This window comes from Streptomyces populi (assembly GCF_002911015.1).
GTDB classification, from domain to species: domain Bacteria; phylum Actinomycetota; class Actinomycetes; order Streptomycetales; family Streptomycetaceae; genus Streptomyces; species Streptomyces populi.
Genome location: NZ_KZ626996.1, coordinates 1 through 16,794 on the forward strand (window position 1 = coordinate 1; position 16,794 = coordinate 16,794).

The 16,794-nt window shown below is 73.2% G+C and carries 12 protein-coding genes and 2 tRNA genes; 11 read left to right on the top strand and 3 right to left on the bottom strand.

Annotated elements, in window-relative coordinates:
• Window positions 1–207 precede the first annotated feature (207 nt).
• Both CW362_RS39425 and CW362_RS39430 read left to right on the top strand, forming a co-directional pair.
• Window positions 208–801, top strand: coding sequence for a SigE family RNA polymerase sigma factor (locus tag CW362_RS39425; protein WP_103554404.1), 594 nt, complete (start codon window positions 208–210; stop codon window positions 799–801).
• Between the two features lie 78 nt (window positions 802–879).
• Entirely contained in the window at window positions 880–2,556 is a 1,677-nt protein-coding gene (locus CW362_RS39430) for a long-chain fatty acid--CoA ligase (protein ID WP_103554405.1), read from the top strand.
• 152 nt (window positions 2,557–2,708) lie between these two features.
• Here the strand turns inward: CW362_RS39430 and CW362_RS39435 are convergent, their stop codons facing one another.
• Window positions 2,709–6,950, bottom strand: a complete 4,242-nt coding sequence (locus CW362_RS39435; protein WP_103554406.1) for a response regulator — start codon at window positions 6,948–6,950, stop codon at window positions 2,709–2,711.
• Between the two features lie 245 nt (window positions 6,951–7,195).
• Entirely contained in the window at window positions 7,196–7,762 is a 567-nt protein-coding gene (locus tag CW362_RS39440; RefSeq protein WP_103554407.1) for an SSI family serine proteinase inhibitor, read from the bottom strand.
• 157 nt (window positions 7,763–7,919) lie between these two features.
• Here CW362_RS39440 and CW362_RS39445 point away from each other — a divergent pair.
• Window positions 7,920–8,010 (top strand) — tRNA-Ser (locus tag CW362_RS39445).
• A 239-nt stretch (window positions 8,011–8,249) separates the two neighbouring features.
• Window positions 8,250–8,322 (top strand) — tRNA-Arg (locus CW362_RS39450).
• Window positions 8,323–8,448: 126 nt separating this feature from the next.
• Here CW362_RS39450 and CW362_RS39455 read toward each other — a convergent pair.
• Window positions 8,449–9,831: a helix-turn-helix domain-containing protein gene (locus tag CW362_RS39455; protein ID WP_103554408.1), complete on the bottom strand. Its 1,383-nt coding sequence runs from the start codon at window positions 9,829–9,831 to the stop codon at window positions 8,449–8,451.
• 319 nt (window positions 9,832–10,150) lie between these two features.
• Here CW362_RS39455 and CW362_RS39460 point away from each other — a divergent pair, with 319 nt between their 5' ends.
• The 7 genes from CW362_RS39460 to CW362_RS39490 all read left to right on the top strand — a co-directional run.
• On the top strand, window positions 10,151–10,675 hold the full coding sequence (locus CW362_RS39460) for a hypothetical protein (protein WP_103554409.1): 525 nt from the start codon (window positions 10,151–10,153) through the stop codon (window positions 10,673–10,675).
• 84 nt (window positions 10,676–10,759) lie between these two features.
• On the top strand, window positions 10,760–11,644 hold the full coding sequence (locus CW362_RS39465) for a DUF2797 domain-containing protein (protein ID WP_103554410.1): 885 nt from the start codon (window positions 10,760–10,762) through the stop codon (window positions 11,642–11,644).
• A 140-nt stretch (window positions 11,645–11,784) separates the two neighbouring features.
• On the top strand, window positions 11,785–12,135 hold the full coding sequence (locus CW362_RS39470; RefSeq protein ID WP_103554411.1) for an antibiotic biosynthesis monooxygenase family protein: 351 nt from the start codon (window positions 11,785–11,787) through the stop codon (window positions 12,133–12,135).
• 22 nt (window positions 12,136–12,157) lie between these two features.
• Entirely contained in the window at window positions 12,158–13,072 is a 915-nt protein-coding gene (locus tag CW362_RS39475) for an amidohydrolase family protein (protein WP_376454137.1), read from the top strand.
• Between the two features lie 109 nt (window positions 13,073–13,181).
• Entirely contained in the window at window positions 13,182–13,922 is a 741-nt protein-coding gene (locus CW362_RS39480; RefSeq protein ID WP_162684384.1) for a response regulator transcription factor, read from the top strand.
• The gene (locus CW362_RS39485) at window positions 13,919–15,562 is read left to right on the top strand and encodes a sensor histidine kinase (RefSeq protein WP_103554414.1); all 1,644 of its coding nucleotides are present in this window, start codon (window positions 13,919–13,921) and stop codon (window positions 15,560–15,562) included. Before CW362_RS39480 ends, CW362_RS39485 begins: the two co-directional genes overlap by 4 nt.
• Window positions 15,563–15,576: 14 nt before the next feature.
• Window positions 15,577–16,794 (top strand): bifunctional glycosyltransferase family 2/GtrA family protein (locus CW362_RS39490; RefSeq protein ID WP_103554415.1); only part of this gene is annotated, 1,218 nt, incomplete at its 3' end.

Consider the following 16,794-nt stretch of genomic DNA (forward strand, 5'->3'; position numbering starts at 1 on the left):
GGTTTTTTCCCCCCCCACGGCCCCGACCCACCACAGGACGGGAACCGCCCCCGGCGGCCGTGTCTCAGGGGTGAACCCTCAGGGGAAGCGACCCGCTCGTCCACCTTCAGGAGGTGAGGCCGGCACCGCTTCTACAACCTGAGGCGGACATGGCTTCGGGACCTGCGGCCGATCCGCCGGACGAGGGGGCGAACCTAGCGTGGAGCCATGACCACACCCGTCTGCACGAGTGCCTCGGACGCCGCCACAAGAGGGGCGCGGACCCGCTCGTACCCGTCGTTCTCGTCGTACGTGAAGGCGCGGCAGCCGGTGCTGCTGCGCACCGCCCGGTCACTCACCGCGAACCCGAGCGACGCGGAGGACCTGCTGCAGACGGCGCTGACGAAGACGTACGTCGCCTGGGACCGGATCGAGGACCACCGGGCGCTGGACGGCTACGTGCGGCGCGCCCTGCTGAACACGCGGACGTCGCAGTGGCGCAAGCGGAAGGTCGACGAGTTCGTCTGCGACGAGCTGCCGGAGCCGGAGGGGCTGCCCGCCGCCGACCCCGCCGAGCAGCAGGCGCTGCACGACGCGATGTGGCGGGCGATCACGAAGCTCCCGGCGCGGCAGCGGGCGATGGTCGTGCTGCGCTACTACGAGGACCTGAGCGAGGCCCAGACGGCGGAGGTCCTCGGGGTCTCCGTGGGCACGGTCAAGTCGGCGGTCTCCCGTGCGCTGGGCAAACTGCGCGAGGACCCCGAGCTGATCCCCGTCCGTCAGGAGGACTCCCGGCCGGAGTCCGAGCGGGCCCTGAGGTGATCGATCATTCCTGGGGCTAGTGACATACCACGCGGTATGTGCGCAGAATCAGCGCAACCCATTACTACCGCGTAGGCAATGTCGCCCCGGGAGGACGCCGTGCTGAGCACGATGCAGGACGTACCGCTGACTGTGACCCGCATTCTGGAGCACGGGGCGCTGGTGCACGGAGACTCGCAGATCACGACCTGGACGGGTGAGGCGGAACCGCACCGCCGCAGCTTCCGCGAAGCCGGTGCGCGGGCGAACCAGCTGGCCCACGCCCTGCGCGACGACCTCGGGGTGACGGGCGACGAGCGGGTCGCGACCCTCATGTGGAACAACGCCGAGCACGTCGAGGCGTACTACGCGATCCCCTCCATGGGCGCCGTACTGCACACCCTGAACCTCCGCCTCCCGGCCGAGCAGCTCGTCTTCATCGTCAACCACGCCGCCGACCGCGTGGTCATCGCCAACGGATCGCTGCTCCCGCTGCTGGCACCGCTCCTCCCCCAGCTCCCGACGGTGGAGCACGTGGTGGTCTCGGGTCCCGGCGACCGCTCCGTGCTCGACGGGGCGGGCGTGCGGGTGCACGACTACGAGGAGCTCATCGCCGGGAAGCCGACGGTCTACGACTGGCCGGAGATCGACGAGCGGCAGGCCGCGGCCATGTGCTACACCTCCGGGACCACCGGGGACCCCAAGGGCGTCGTCTACTCCCACCGTTCGATCTACCTGCACTCCATGCAGGTGAACATGGCCCAGTCCATGGGCCTCACGGACCGGGACACGACCCTCGTCGTGGTGCCGCAGTTCCACGTCAACGCCTGGGGCCTGCCCCACGCGACCTTCATGTCGGGCATCAACATGCTGATGCCCGACCGTTTCCTCCAGCCCGCCCCGCTCGCCGAGATGATCGAGTCCGAGCGGCCGACGCACGCCGCCGCCGTCCCGACCATCTGGCAGGGACTGCTCGCCGAGCTGACCGCCAAGCCCCGTGACGTCTCCTCCCTCACCCAGGTGACGATCGGCGGCTCGGCCTGCCCGCCCTCGCTCATGGCCGCCTTCGACGAGCTGGGCATGCACGTCTGTCACGCCTGGGGCATGACCGAGACCTCCCCGCTCGGCACCATCGCCCGCCCGCCGGCCCACGCGGTGGGCACGGACGAGGAGTTCGCCTACCGCCTGACCCAGGGCCGTTTCCCGGCGGGCGTCGAGGCCCGCCTCACCGGCCCCGGCGGCGAACGGCTCCCGTGGGACGGCGAGTCCGCCGGCGAGCTGGAGGTCCGGGGCCCGTGGATCGCCGGCGCCTACTACGGCGGCAGCGACGGGGAACCGCTGCGCCCCGCCGACAAGTTCAGCGAGGACGGCTGGCTCAAGACCGGGGACGTCGGCACGATCAGCCCCGACGGCTTCCTGACCCTCACCGACCGGGCCAAGGACGTCATCAAGTCGGGCGGCGAGTGGATCTCCTCGGTCGACCTGGAGAACGCCCTCATGTCCCACCCGGACGTGACCGAGGCCGCGGTCGTGGCCGTCCCCGACGAGAAGTGGGGCGAGCGCCCGCTGGCCACCGTCGTCCTGAAGGAGGGCTCCACCGCCGACTTCGAGTCGCTGCGCGCCTTCCTCGCCGACGAGGGCAAGATCGCCAAGTGGCAGCTCCCCGAGCGCTGGTCGATCGTCGAGGCCGTCCCGAAGACGAGCGTCGGCAAGTTCGACAAGAAGGTCATCCGCAAGAGGTACGCGGAGGGCGCCCTGGACGTGACCAGGCTCTGACGCGCGGACAGCATGCGTGAGCCGGGCGGGGAGCCCTGAAGCTCCCCGCCCGGCTCACGCGCGCTCACGGACGCACGGACACGTACGGACGGACGTACCCGCAGGGCGCGAGGACGTACGTACCCGCGGGGCGCAAGGACGTACGTACGGCCCTAGTTGGTGCCGATGCGGGCCAGCAGGTCGACGATCCGCTCCTGGACCTCGGCGGCCGTCGAACGCTCGGCGAGGCAGAGCACCGACTCCCCCGCGGCCAGCCGCGGCAGTTCGGACAGGTCGACGGCGGCGGTGTAGACGACGAGCGGGGTGCGGTTCAACTGCCCGTTCGCACGCAGCCAGTCGACGATCCCGGCCTGCCGGCGCCGTACCTGCATCAGGTCCATCACCACGAGGTTCGGCCGCATCTGCGAGGCCAGGGTGACCGCGTCCTCGTCCGTCGAGGCACGCGCGACCTGCATCCCGCGCCGCTCCAGTGTCGCCGTCAGCGCGAGCGCGATCTCCGCGTGCTCCTCGATGAGCAGCACACGTGGCGGGTGCTGCTCGGAGTCGCGGGGCGCGAGCGCCTTCAGGAGGACGGCGGGGTCGGCACCGTACGCCGCGTCGCGCGTCGCCTGTCCGAGTCCGGCCGTCACCAGGACGGGGACCTCGGCCGCGACGGCGGCCTGGCGCAGCGACTGCAACGCCTTCTGGGTGATCGGGCCGGTCAGCGGGTCGACGAACAGCGCGGCGGGGAACGCGGCGATCTGCGCGTCCACCTCCTCGCGCGAGTTCACGACGACCGGCCGGTAGCCGCGGTCGCTCAGCGCCTGCTGGGTGCCGGCGTCGGGCGCCGGCCACACGAGCAGCCGCCGCGGGTTGTCCAGCGGCTCCGGGGGCAGCTCGTCGTCCACGGGCCGCGGGTGCGGCTGGTCGGAGACCTCGACGGCACCGCCGGGACCGTCGAGCGGCTCGGGGCCCTCGGCGGCGTTCTCGTCCGGTGCCCCTATCGCGTACGACCGTCCGGCGCCCTCGGTGGTGCCGGGCCGCCGGGGTCCGGCACCCGGCTGGGCACCTCCCGGAAGGGCGCGCGCGGCCGTCTCCACGCGGTCGGCGGCGGGCTCGGGCGGAGTGCCGAGCTTGCGGCGGCGGCCCCCACCGTTCGTCCCGTGCGGGGGAGGCGTCGGGGCCTGGACACCGCCGCCCGGCCGGTCCGCCGCGACCTGGCGGGCGAACGGGACGCCCTGGCCGAGCGTGCGCACGCTTATGGCACGGCCCTGCGTCGAGTCGGGGTCGGCCGGGACGGCGGCGGGCGTCGTCTCGGCGGGCAGCGGCTGGGCGACCCGCGCGGCCGGGCGCTCCGGGGGGAGCGGGGCGGGAGCCGCCGCGTTCGCCGCCGGGAGCGCGGGCTGCGCGCCGGTGGTGTTCGCGTCGGGCCAGGGCTGGACCGGGGCGGGCGCGGCACCCGGCAGCGCCGCCTCCGGGGCGGCACCCGGCTGCGCCGCGACCGCGGGCAGGCCCGCGGGGACCGGCTGACCGGCGGTGGCGGCCGGGACCACCTGCGCGGGGACACCCTGCGCGGGCACCGGCTGTCCGAGCGCGGGCACCGGCTGTGCGGGAACACCCTGTGCCGGAACCGGCTGTCCGAGCGCGGGCACCACCTGAGCGGGGACGCCCTGCGCGGGCACCGGCTGCGCGGGAACGCCCTGTGCCGGAACCGGCTGTCCGGGAACGCCCGGCGCCGGGAGCGCCTGCCCGGGTGCGCCGGCCGCCGCCGCGGGAGCCGGTTCCGCGACCGGACGGGCGCGTCGGCGGCCCGTCGGGGCGGAGGCCGGGTGCGGCTGCGGCGGGGTGTGATCGTCGTCGGGGTCGTGCAGCACCGCGTCATGGCGGCCGTCGGCCTGCTGGGCCAGCGCGACCTGGGCCTGGACCTGGGCCTGCGCCGCCTGGGCCGCCTGCGCCTGAGCGGCCTGGACCTCGGCGGCCTGGGCCTCGGCCGCCTGGGCCTGGGCGGCCTGCACCTGCGCCGCGGCCTGGACGTACTCCGGCGATTGGTCCGCCTCCGCCGGCGGCAGCGCGAACACCGTGCGGGCGCCCGTCTCCTGCGCGGCGGCACGCTCGGCCGCCGCGGCGAGCGCACGGCGGCGCCGCCCGGTCGGCCGGCCCGCCTCGTCGGCGGTGCCCTCGTCCTCGTCGGGACCCTGGTCCGGTGCCGTCGCGGCGGGTGCCGCCGGCAGCGCCGCGGGCAGCGCGTTCTGCTCGCCGTCCCGGCGCGCGCGCCGTCCGGAGGGCACCGGGACCGGCACCCCCTGCGGAGGCACCGCCGGGCCCAGCCCGGATCCCACGGCAGCGGTTCCCGCCCCGTGCTCGCCCGCCATCACGACCGCGCCCTCGGCGGGCGCGTCACCCGCGCCCTCGGCGGGACTGGGCCGGCCACGGCGTCGTCCGGTGCCACCGGAGCCGTTCTCGGTGCCCTCGCCCGGCTGCTCCTGCGCGGCGGGCAGCTCGCCCGCCGCCTGCTCCTCGACGGCACGCCGGCGACGGCGCCCCGTGGGAGCGGCCGCGTCGGCCGCCTCGAGGGCGTTCGGACCGGACTCCCCCGACTCCTCGCTCTCCAGGAAGGCGTCCGTGGAGGCCCGCCGGGCCCGGCGCCGGCCGCCGCTCTGCTGCGGGGCCTGCTGGAGGGCCTGTCGCGGGTCCTGCTCGGGAAGGGCGATCTCGGCGCCTACGGGTGCCACGGCGTCGAGCGGAACCGTGCCCGCCCCGCCCCCGATGGGCACCTCCAGGACGTACGCGCTGCCGCTCATCCCCGGCACCTCGTGCGTCTGGAGCACACCGCCGTGCGCGCGCACGATCCCGCGCACGATCGGCTCGTGCACCGGGTCTCCCCCGGGGTACGGCCCGCGCACCTCGATGCGGACGACCTCGCCGCGCTGCGCCGCCGCCACGACGACCGTGTTGTCCATGTAACCGCCCGCCGACACCGGCGCGTTGCCGGTCGCGTCGACTCCCGCGACGTCCGCGACGAGGTGGGCGAGGGCGCGGGCGAGACGCCCCGGGTCGACCTCGGCCTCGATGGGCGGCGCGTGCACGGCGAACTGCACGCGTCCGGGCCCGATCAGCTCCACGGCGCCCTCGACACCGGCCGCGACCACGGCGTCGAGCATCACGTTCGTCCGGTAGATCGTCTCGATGCCCGCGTCCAGCCGCTGGTAGCCGAGGACGTTGTCGACGAGCGTCGTGATCCGCGAGTAGCCGGCCGAGAGGTGGTGGAGGACCTGGTTGGCCTCCGGCCACAGCTGCCCCGCGTCGTCGGCGGCGAGCTTGGCGAGTTCGCCGCGCAGCTGGTCGAGGGGGCCGCGCAGGGAGTGGCCGAGGACGGCGAGCAGCTGGTCGTGCCGGGCGGCCAGCGCCTCGTAGCGGTCCTTCTCGCGCTCGCCGAGCGCCGCGTACCGCTCCTCGCCGGAGGCGAGTTCCTCCTCGTGGCCCTCGGTCAGCTCCGTAAGCTCGGCGGAGTGCCGCTCGCGCAGCTTCTCCAGCTCGGCGGCGTGCTCCTCGCCGAGCCGTTCCAGTTCCTCGGCGTGCCGGGTGTCGGCCGCCTCCTTCTCCTCGACCAGGGCGTCGTACGGCCGCCGGTCGGTGAAGGTCATGACGGCGCCCACGAGCTGGTCCCCGTCGCGCACCGGAGAGGTCGTCAGGTCGACCGGCACCTTGTCCCCGGCCTTCGACCACAGCACCTGCCCGCGCACCCGGTGCTTGCGCCCGGAACGCAGGGTGTCGGCGAGCGGCGACTCCGAGTAGGGGAAGGGCTCGCCGTCCGCCCGCGAGTGCAGGACCAGGGTGTGCAGTTCCCTGCCGCCGAGATCGCTGGCCCGGTATCCGAGGATCTGGGCGGCGGCGGGGTTGACGAGGACGACCCGTCCGTCGGTGTCCGTCCCGACGACGCCCTCGGCCGCCGCGCGCAGGATCATCTCGGTCTGGCGCTGCGAGCGCGCGAGCTCGGCCTCGGTGTCGACGGTGCCCGACAGGTCGCGCACGACGAGCATGAGCAGCTCGTCGGGGAGGGGGCCGTAGTTGTCGTAGGCCTGCTGGCCGCTCTCCAGGTTCGCGCTGGTGACCTCGACCGGGAACTCCGAGCCGTCGGTCCGCCGCGCGACCATCCGGGTCGGCTTGGTCCGCCCGCGCTCGTCGGTGGTGTCGGGGCGCCGCATGGAGCCGGGGATCAGCTTGGAGTCGAAATCGGGAAGCAGATCGAGCAGCCCGCGGCCCACCAGGGCCGTGCCCGGGGCCTCGAAGGCCTCCAGGGCGATCGTGTTGGCGTTGACGACGGTCCCGTTGGCGTTGACCAGGACCAGCGCATCGGGGAGCGCGTCCAGTATGGCTGCGAGGCGAGCAGCGCCTCGGGATGGCCTGCTGCTCACGAGACGCTTCCTCCCTGTTACCGCACCTTGCCGACCGCGGAGGCCATCTTGCCAACCGGCCCGCGGCGTGTCACGCGAGGGAGTCTACGGGCAGAGGTTGCGCTCACGGTGCCGGATGAGAGGGAGGTCGCACACATATGAGACGCAGAATCGGCGGAGAACCCGTGACCACGCATTTCACCGTGCGGAACCGTGAGAGCACTGTGAGATCACCGTGACTTCGCCGTGTCCTCGCCGCTTCCGCGCTATGGGCGGGTGCCGGGCAGGACGGGCTCCAGGGCGTTCCAGCGCGAGATCTCGCACCCGTTCGAGCGGTCGTAGCGGGCGTCGACGGGACGCCCCGCCCAGGTCCCCGTGACGTGCGCGGTGGCCGGCCCCCCGTAGACCATCGTGCACAGGCTGTCCGGCGGCACCGGGGCGAAGGTGTCCTTGCCCCAGGTGGTCATCCGGTCGAGCCGGTCGCAGGCCTCCGCCGCGTGCGGATGGGTGCCGCCCGCGGGGTGGCACTCCAGCTCGAACGTCCCGTCCGCGCCGCCGCCCGCGTCGTGGACGGTCACGGTCAGCCGGTCGGCGGAGTCGTCCGGACGGGCCGGCGGGGGCATGAGGGCCGGCGGGACGGCGCGGTGCGCGGCGGAGGCCGACGGCGACAGCGGTCCGCCGGTGAACGCCGTGGAGGCTCCGGAGGGGGACACCACGGGCACGAGGGGGATCCCCGGGGCGTCGGAGGGGGTGCCGGCCGCGGTGGCGGCGGGCACGGAGGAGAGCGCGGCGGTGGCTGACACGGCGGCGGTGAGGAGCAGTCGGCGCAACATGACCTGCTTAACGCGGGGAGACCCACCCGGTTGCGCACCGGTGGGGGCTTTGCGGTGCGGCGTATCTGCCTAGTACCGTGGGAGGCGATTGGTGACGCGGTGCTCGTCTGTGTCATCATCTGCACGCACCACTCGCGTTCGCGTGAGGGGTTGTGCGGGAGGCGTCGCCTAGTCCGGTCTATGGCGCCGCACTGCTAATGCGGTTTGGGACTTCAATCCCATCGAGGGTTCAAATCCCTCCGCCTCCGCCCGAAGATCCGAAACCCCGGTCCACTGGACCGGGGTTTCGGCGTTCTCGGGGTCCGCGAGGACCGTCGCCCCCACCCGTCCCCGGTCGGCCCGCGAGCGCCCTGAAGGACGTTTTCGCAGGTCACAAGGGGTGGGGGGAATGGATTTCACATGGCGGCGGCAGTCATGTAATGTTCTTCCTGTCGCCGCGAGCGGGGCAAAAGCCCGGGGAGCGAAGACGGAAGTGAAAACAGAACAAGCACTCGTAGCTTAACGGATAGAGCATCTGACTACGGATCAGAAGGTTGCAGGTTCGAATCCTGCCGAGTGCACACAGATCGAAGGCCCCGCCGGTTCAACCGGCGGGGCCTTCGGCGTGAGCGGGGTGGGAGCAACGCCCCGGGAACCGTGAGCGGTTCGGCGGGGCGGTGTCCGGGGCCGGGCCGAAAAGGGCGGGCTCAGCCCCGCGGAGCCTCCGGGACCCACTGCGGGGGTGAACCGGCGTACCGGTAGAGCGGGATCCCGGAGACGCCGGCGGTGCGGAAGGGGCGGCCGTGGTCGTCGATCCGGACGGTGCCGGTGCTGCCCTGCGAGGACCAGTCGAGATCGAGGTACCAGTCGCACGCGCAGTGCTCGGTCCGTGCCTCGATCATCAGCACCTCCGGGTCGTCCACGGAGACCCGGTAGGGGAGGCGCCGCGCCGGCAGGACCGTGTCCCCCCTGCGTCCGGCCACGGCCCGGGGGACGGGGGTGTGCTTGTCGAGACTCACCGCGAACGAACTGGGCTTGACGCCTCCCCCGCACTCCGGGGACGTGTCGTAGACGAAGGCCCCGCCGGTCGGGGCCGCGGCGCGGCGCACGACCCGCACGTGCAGGGCCTCCAGGACGACGGCCGCCGACGTGCGCCCCTGCACCGCCACCCGCACGGTCGTCTCCCCGCCGTGCACCGCGTCCTGGGCGTTCGCCCACACCTCGGCGTCCTCGGCGACCGGCGGCGGCGGGACCTGCCGCGGGGGCTTGTCGATGATGTAGTCGTGGCCGCAGTCCTCCTCCCACACGTGGGAGTTCACGGTCCAGGTGAACGGCACGGCCTGGGCGGACGGCCGTGCCGGGGAACCGGTGGGTGACGCCGACGGGCCGTGGTGCGGTGAGGCCGTGCCGCCGGGCGAGCCCGGGAAGAGCGAGCCCGGGAACCCCGAGATCGCCGAGAGCCCCGCCAGGGTCAGGAGGAACGCGGTGCCCAGGACCGCGGACACGACGGCCGGACGGCGCCGGTACCAGGCGGGGGAGGGCCGCTCGCCGACGGTCCCGGCCGCCGTGTCCGGTGCGACCGCCGTGTCCGGTGCGGCCGGCCCGGCCGGTGCGTCCGGCAGGGGTGGGGCGTCCGGCGAGGCCGGTGCGGGTGTCGCGGGCGACGCCGAGGCCGCTTGGGCCGCGGGTGCCGCTTGGGCCGCGGGTGCGGCACCCGGTTCCGGGGTTCCGCCGCGTTCCTCCGTACCGTCCGCCGAGGTGGCCGGTACGTCCGCGGGCGCCCGACGCGGCGGGGCGGCGGACGGCCGCGGCCGGGCGGCGGCCGGGCGGGACCGTCGCCGCTCCGCGACCGCCAGGATCCACAGGCGGTGCAGCTCCACGCGCTCCTGGGACGAGGCCCCGCACAGCACGGCGAACCTCTCCACCACGGCGAAGTCCAGCGGTACCGCCTCGCCCGCGCAATAGCGGTGGAGCGTGGAGGCGTTCATGTCCAGGCGCCGGGCGAGAGCCGCGTAGCTGCGGTCCGTACGGGTCTTGAGGCGCGCCAGCAGCTCCGCGAACCTCGTCACGTCGTCGTCGGCCGCGGCCATGGCCCGTGCCCACCTTCGCTCGCACTTCGCCGTCCCGCCCCGGAACGGCATCCCAGTCACTTCATTTCCTTGCACGTCAACAGCCCTGGGACGGTTCCACCGTTGCGGATCGGACGGCAGTGATTGCCGCGGTCCCCCAGGGCCGCTGATGCTCTTGGTGTCGCTCCCAGCGGTACGGCCCCACCGGCCGACATGTTCAGGAGGGCGGCATCCACACCACCGGCCCGTCCACAGGGACACCCATGCCCGGACACGCCCCGACGGGGCGTCCGACGGGCCCGTGCGACGAGGTCCACCGACCAGGAACGAGGAACACACCATGCACGGCAACACCTCCGGACGCCGCAGCCTCCGCCGTATCGCGGCCGTCACCGCCGGCCTCGCCCTGGGCCTCGGGCTCGGCGTCTCGGCGCACGCCTCCCAGGCCGACGCGCCGCACCGCGCTCCGCGGGCGGTGGCCGCCAAGGCGCAGGCGGCCACCGCCAAGCCGCGGACCGTGAGCGGCAGGACCGGCGACGCGCTGACCGGCATCGCCGACTTCTACGGTGCCTACATCGACGCCCAGAACGGCTCCGACCCCGAGCCCAAGCTGCTGAAGGACCTGCGCGCCCACTACCTGGACTCCGCGCTCAGCAAGAAGCTGACGGCCTGGGAGCGCACGAACCACGCGGACGGCGTCCTGCGCGCCCAGAGCATCCCTTCCCGGTGGACGGTGACCGAGAAGAGCAAGGGCGACTCCACCGAGGCCGTCGTCACCCTGTCCTGGGAGCACGGCGCCCCCGTCAAGCTCTCGGTCGTCATGACCCCCGACCACCGCATCGTCAGCATCAGCCCCACCAGGTAGTCGCCGGCCGTCGCGGCCCCGTACGTCACCACGGCGTTCCCGCCGGCCGGAGCGCCTGTCGGCGGGGGCCTCTACTGTCGTCGTGTGCGGCGGGTGTGGACGTGTTCGGGGTTGCGGTGGTCGGAGGACGGGCCCGTGCTCGTGTGGGGCGGCGGGCGGACGAGTCCGCTGGCTCCGGGGCGACGGGTCGCGTTCGGTGTCGTGGACGGGGGCGTGCGGACCTGCGTGGGGGCGCGGGGGACCGCGTGTCCCGTGCGGGCCGTCGTGTCGCCGCGCGGTACGGGGGCGCGGTGCGAGGAGTGCGCGCGGCTGGACCGGGCGCACTCCGTGGCCGCCGACACACTGGCCGACGATCCGCGGCCGTACCGGGTGTACCTCGCGTGGTTCGGGCCCGGCATGGTCAAGGTGGGGATCACCCGGGTCGAGCGGGGTTCCGTGCGCCTTCTGGAGCAGGGCGCCGTCACCTTCAGCTGGCTGGGGCAGGGGCCGTTGATGGCGGCGCGCCGGACCGAGGAACTGCTGCGGGCCGCGCTCGGGGTGCCGGACCGGATTCCGTACGCGGACAAGCGGGCGGTGCGGGCGGTGCTGCCGGAGGCCGGGGAGCGCGTCGCCGAGCTCCGGGAGCTGCACGGACGTGCCGGGGACCTCGAGGGCTGGCCGGAGTCGGTCGGGCGCGCGCCCTTCGAGCCCGTCGACCACGCGGACGTGTTCGGACTCGCCGGGCTTCCGCCCGCGCGGGCGGCCGTGCGCGAGCTGGCCGCCGGAGGCGCGATCAGCGGTGAGCTGTGCGGTGTGGCGGGTCCCGATCTCCATCTCCGCACCGGGCGTGGAGCCGTCGTCCTCGACACCCGGCTGATGACCGGATGGGACCTGACCGGTGCCGGAGGCGCGGACGGAGGTTCTGGAGCCACCTTCCCCGTAAGGGAGTTGCCCGGGGCGGACGCCGGTGTCCAGGACGGTCTCTTCTGAACGGAAAGGGGGCAGGGGAAGGAAGTCCGCCGGGCCGGGAGGGGCGGGTGCGGCCGGAACGGTCAAGACTTGGATCCCTTTCGGATCCCGTTCGGAAAGCCGCTGGACGACGGGGGACACCCGGAAGGAGAGTGACGGACATGAACGATCACTCTGACCTGCCTGTCGCAGCCCATGAACCCCCCTACTACGTCGCCGTGTTCACCTCCGTGCGGAGCGACGAGGACGCCGGGTACGGGGAGACCGCCGACCGGATGGAGGAACTGGTGAAGCAGGTCCCGGGCTATCTGGGGATGGACCACGCGCGGACACCGGGCGGACTGGCCATCACCGTCGGGTACTTCCGGGACGAGGACGCCATCAAGGAGTGGAGCGCGCACGCCGAGCACCGCGCGGCACAGCGGCGCGGCCGGGCCGAGTGGTACGAGCGGTACACCCTGCACGTCGCCAAGGTCGAGCGGAGCCACGGGTACGAGCGTGCCGGGGACTGAGCGGGAGGACGCGGAGCGGCCGGTGGCACGGGAGGCGCGGGACGAGGCAGGGGAAGTGCGGGACGAGGCCCGGGAAGTGCGGGGCTTCTGGGAGGGCCTCGGCCTGCCCGGACTCGTCGACGTCCACACGCACTTCATGCCCGAGCGGGTGCTGCGCAAGGTGTGGGACTACTTCGACGGGCTGGGCGAGCTCACCGGCGGCATCGAGTGGCCGATCGCCTATCGCGCGGACGAGGACGAACGGCTCGCGCTGATCCGGGGGTTCGGGGTGCGCGCCTTCACGGCGATGCTCTACCCGCACAAGGCCGGCATGGCCGAGTGGCTCAACTCCTGGGCCGTCGGCTTCGCCCGCCGGACCCCGGACTGCCTGCACACCTCGACCCTCTTCCCCGAGCCGGGCGTCGAGGACTACGTGCGCGAGGCGGTGGAGGCGGGCACGCGCGTCTTCAAGGCACACGTGCAGGTGGGGGCGTACGACCCGGCGGACGAACTCCTCGACCCCGCCTGGGGGCTGCTCGCCGAGGCGGGGATCCCCGTGGTGATCCACTGTGGATCGGGGCCCTCGCCCGGCAAGCACACCGGTCCGGGACCGGCCGCGGCCGTCCTGCGCCGGCACCCCCGGCTGCGGTTCGTCTTCGCGCACATGGGGATGCCCGAGTACGAGGACTTCCTCGGCCTCGCCGAGCGGTACGACGAGGTGCGGCTCGACACGACCATGGCGTTCACCGACTTCAGCGAGCGGCTCGCGCCGTTCCCGCCCGCCCTGCTGCCCCGGCTCGCGGACCTCGGGGACCGGGTGCTCCTCGGCACGGACTTCCCGAACATCCCGTACCCCTACGTCCACCAGCTGCGCGCGCTGGAACGGCTCGGGCTGGGCGACGACTGGCTGCGGGCGGTCTGCTTCGGGAACGGGGCCCGTCTCTTCGGCCTCCGCTGACGCCGGAAAGCGTTACCCAGCAATTCCCTGAGAGGCACCTGTGCGTTTCTCAGGGAAATCACAGGTTGCCGAAAGGATGCTCTCAGCGGCGCCCGCCAAGGTGTCCGCTATGACCACGACCTCGCCCCAGGGGCGCACCGAACTGCTGAGGCCGGACGGGAGCCCCGTCCGGGTGCTTGTGGTGGACGACGAGCTGTCGATCACCGAGCTGCTGTCCATGGCCCTCCGCTACGAGGGATGGCAGATCCGCAGCGCGGGTGACGGGACGGGCGCGGTGCAGACCGCGCGCGAGTTCCGGCCCGACGCCGTGGTGCTCGACATGATGCTGCCCGACATGGACGGGCTGACGGTGCTCGGCCGGCTCCGCCGGGAGCTGCCGGACGTCCCGGTCCTGTTCCTGACGGCGAAGGACGCCGTCGAGGACCGGATCGCGGGCCTCACCGCCGGTGGCGACGACTACGTCACCAAGCCGTTCAGCCTGGAGGAGGTCGTGGCCCGGCTGCGCGGTCTGATCCGGCGTTCCGGCGCGGCCGACCGGCGGTCCGAGTCCGTGCTCGTCGTCGGGGACCTCACCCTGGACGAGGACAGCCACGAGGTGTCGCGCGGCGGGGACAACATCCACCTCACCGCTACCGAGTTCGAGCTGCTGCGCTTCCTGATGCGCAATCCGCGCCGGGTGCTGAGCAAGGCGCAGATACTCGACCGCGTGTGGTCGTACGACTTCGGCGGCCAGGCCAATGTGGTCGAGCTCTACATCTCGTACCTGCGCCGCAAGATCGACGCCGGGCGCGAGCCGATGATCCACACGCGGCGCGGCGCCGGTTACCTGATCAAGCCCGCCACGTCATGAGCGGACGACGACGGACGCGGGCGCAGAAGAGGCGGGCACGACAGCCGAGGACCCTGCGGTCGCGGCTCGTCGTCTCGGCGGTGGCCCTCATCGCGGTGGTCTGTGCCCTGATCGGCACGGTCACGACCATCGCGCTGGACCGCCATCTGTACAAGCAGCTGGAATCGCAGGTCACCGACGCGGGCCGACGGCTCTCGGGCCCTCCCGGGGACGTGCGGGGCGTGAACCCCGGCGACGGGAGCCAGACGCCCGGCAAGCCGAACGGCGACGGGCTGCCGTCCTCCGTCCTCGGTTCCTCCGACGAGGACAGGCTCAAGAACTTCGTCACCATGGGCGGGACGCAGACGAGGACCATAGCGGCCGAACTCGGCACCGACGGCGAGGTCGACGAGGCGGTCATCGCCGCGGAGAAGTCCGGCAGCACCGGCTTCCAGCGGATGAATCCCGTCGCGCTCGACGACGAGCAGAAGGCCGCGCTCGCCGCCGTCTCCAAGGACGGCGACCCGCACACCACGGACATCCCGAGCCTGGGCGAGTACTACGTCATGTACGTGACCGGTGCTCACGGCAACTACTACGTCGCCCTGCCCACCGAGTCCGTGAACAACACCGTCAACACCCTCATCCTCGTCGAGGCGAGCATCACCGGCGCCGGACTCGTCGCCGCCGGCATCGCGGGCAGCGTGATCGTAGGCCTCGCCCTGCGCCCCCTGCGCAAGGTCGCCGCGACCGCCACCCGGGTCTCCGAACTCCCCCTGCACACAGGCGAGGTCACCCTCTACGAGCGGGTCCCGGAGTCCGAGGCCGACCCGCGCACCGAGGTCGGACAGGTCGGGGCGGCGCTCAACCGCATGCTCGACCACATCCACGGGGCGCTGCACGCACGGCAGCAGAGCGAGATGCGCGTACGGCAGTTCGTCGCGGACGCCAGCCATGAGCTGCGCACCCCGCTGGCGTCCATCCGCGGGTACGCCGAGCTGACCAGACGCGGCCGGGAGGAGACCGGGCCCGACACCCGGCACGCGCTCGGGCGCATCGAGTCCGAGGCCGGCCGGATGACCCTGCTCGTGGAGGATCTGCTGCTGCTCGCGCGGCTCGACGCCGGGCGGCCGCTGCAGTACGAGCAGACCGACCTCGTTCCCCTGGTGATCGACGCCGTGAGCGACGCGCGGGCCGCCGGACGCAACCACAACTGGCGGCTCGAACTGCCCGAGGAGCCCGCGCTGGTGTCGGCGGACGCCGCACGCCTGCAGCAGGTCATGGTCAATCTCTTCGCCAACGCCCGCACCCACACCCCGCCGGGGACGACCGTCACCGCGCGGGTGCACCGGCACGGCCCGTGGCTGTGCGTGGACGTCCAGGACGACGGCCCCGGCATCCCGCCCGATCTGCTGCCCCGCGTCTTCGAACGGTTCGCGCGAGGCGATTCCTCGCGTTCGCGCGCCTCCGGATCGACCGGTCTCGGGCTCGCCATCGTGCAGGCCGTCGCGTCCGCGCACGGGGGCGCGGTGACCGTGGACAGCGTCCCCGGCAGGACCGTGTTCACCCTGCACCTGCCCGCGATCGCCCCCGAAACGTCCTGGCAATCGCACTCACAGGCACAGCACAGCGCCACCACATGGGTGCGACAGGGGGCTTGACGAGAGTCGTTCCCATGCGAACCGACTCTTCTCCCGGCAATCTGCCGGCGCGGGAGCACCTCCCGGCCACAGACGCCGGTACGGCTGTCCTGGACGTAGTGATCCCCGTCTACAACGAGGAGAAGGACCTCCAGCCATGTGTGCTCAGACTGCACGAGCACCTCAAGCGCACGTTCCCGTACGCGTTCCGCATCACGGTGGCGGACAACGCGTCCACGGACACCACTCCCCTGGTGGCGGCGCGGCTGGCGGAACGGATTCCGGAGGTCACGTCCTTCCGGCTGGAGCAGAAGGGCCGCGGCCGGGCGCTGCGGACCGTGTGGTCGGCGTCCGACGCGCCGGTCCTCGCCTACATGGACGTGGACCTGTCCACCGACCTGAACGCGCTGCTGCCGCTGGTGGCCCCGCTGATCTCCGGTCACTCGGACCTCGCGATCGGCTCGCGGCTGTCCCGCTCCTCACGGGTGGTGCGGGGCGCCAAGCGCGAGTTCATCAGCCGCACGTACAACCTGATCCTGCGCGGTTCGCTCCAGGCCCGCTTCTCGGACGCGCAGTGCGGCTTCAAGGCGATCCGCCGTGACGTCGCCCAGGAGCTGCTGCCCCTGGTCGAGGACACCGGCTGGTTCTTCGACACCGAGATGCTGGTGCTGGCCGAGCGGGCCGGGCTGCGCATCCACGAGGTCCCGGTCGACTGGGTCGACGACCCCGACTCGACGGTCCACATCGTGAAGACCGCCACGGACGACCTCAAGGGCGTGTGGCGGGTGGGACGCGCCCTCGCCACCGGCTCGCTGTCGCTCGACCGGCTCGCCCGGCCCTTCGGGGACGACCCGCGCGACCGCGAACTGACCGACGTGCCCAGGGGCCTGGCCCGCCAGCTCGTCGGGTTCTGCGTCGTCGGCGGCCTGTCCACCCTCTTCTACCTGCTGCTCTACAGCGGCTTCCGCTCCTTCTCCGGAGCACAGGTCGCCAACGCGCTCGCGCTGCTCGTGTCGGCGATCGCCAACACGGCGGCCAACCGGCGGCTCACCTTCGGCGTGCGCGGCCGCGGCGGCGCCGTCCGGCACCAGGCGCAGGGCCTGGTCGTCTTCGGCATCGGGCTCGCCCTGACCAGCGGCTCCCTCGCCGCGCTGAACGCCGCGACGAGCGACCCCTCGCACTCCACCGAACTGGCGGTGCTCATCGTCGCCAACCTCGCGGCGACCGTGCTGCGCTTCCTGCTCTTCCGCGCC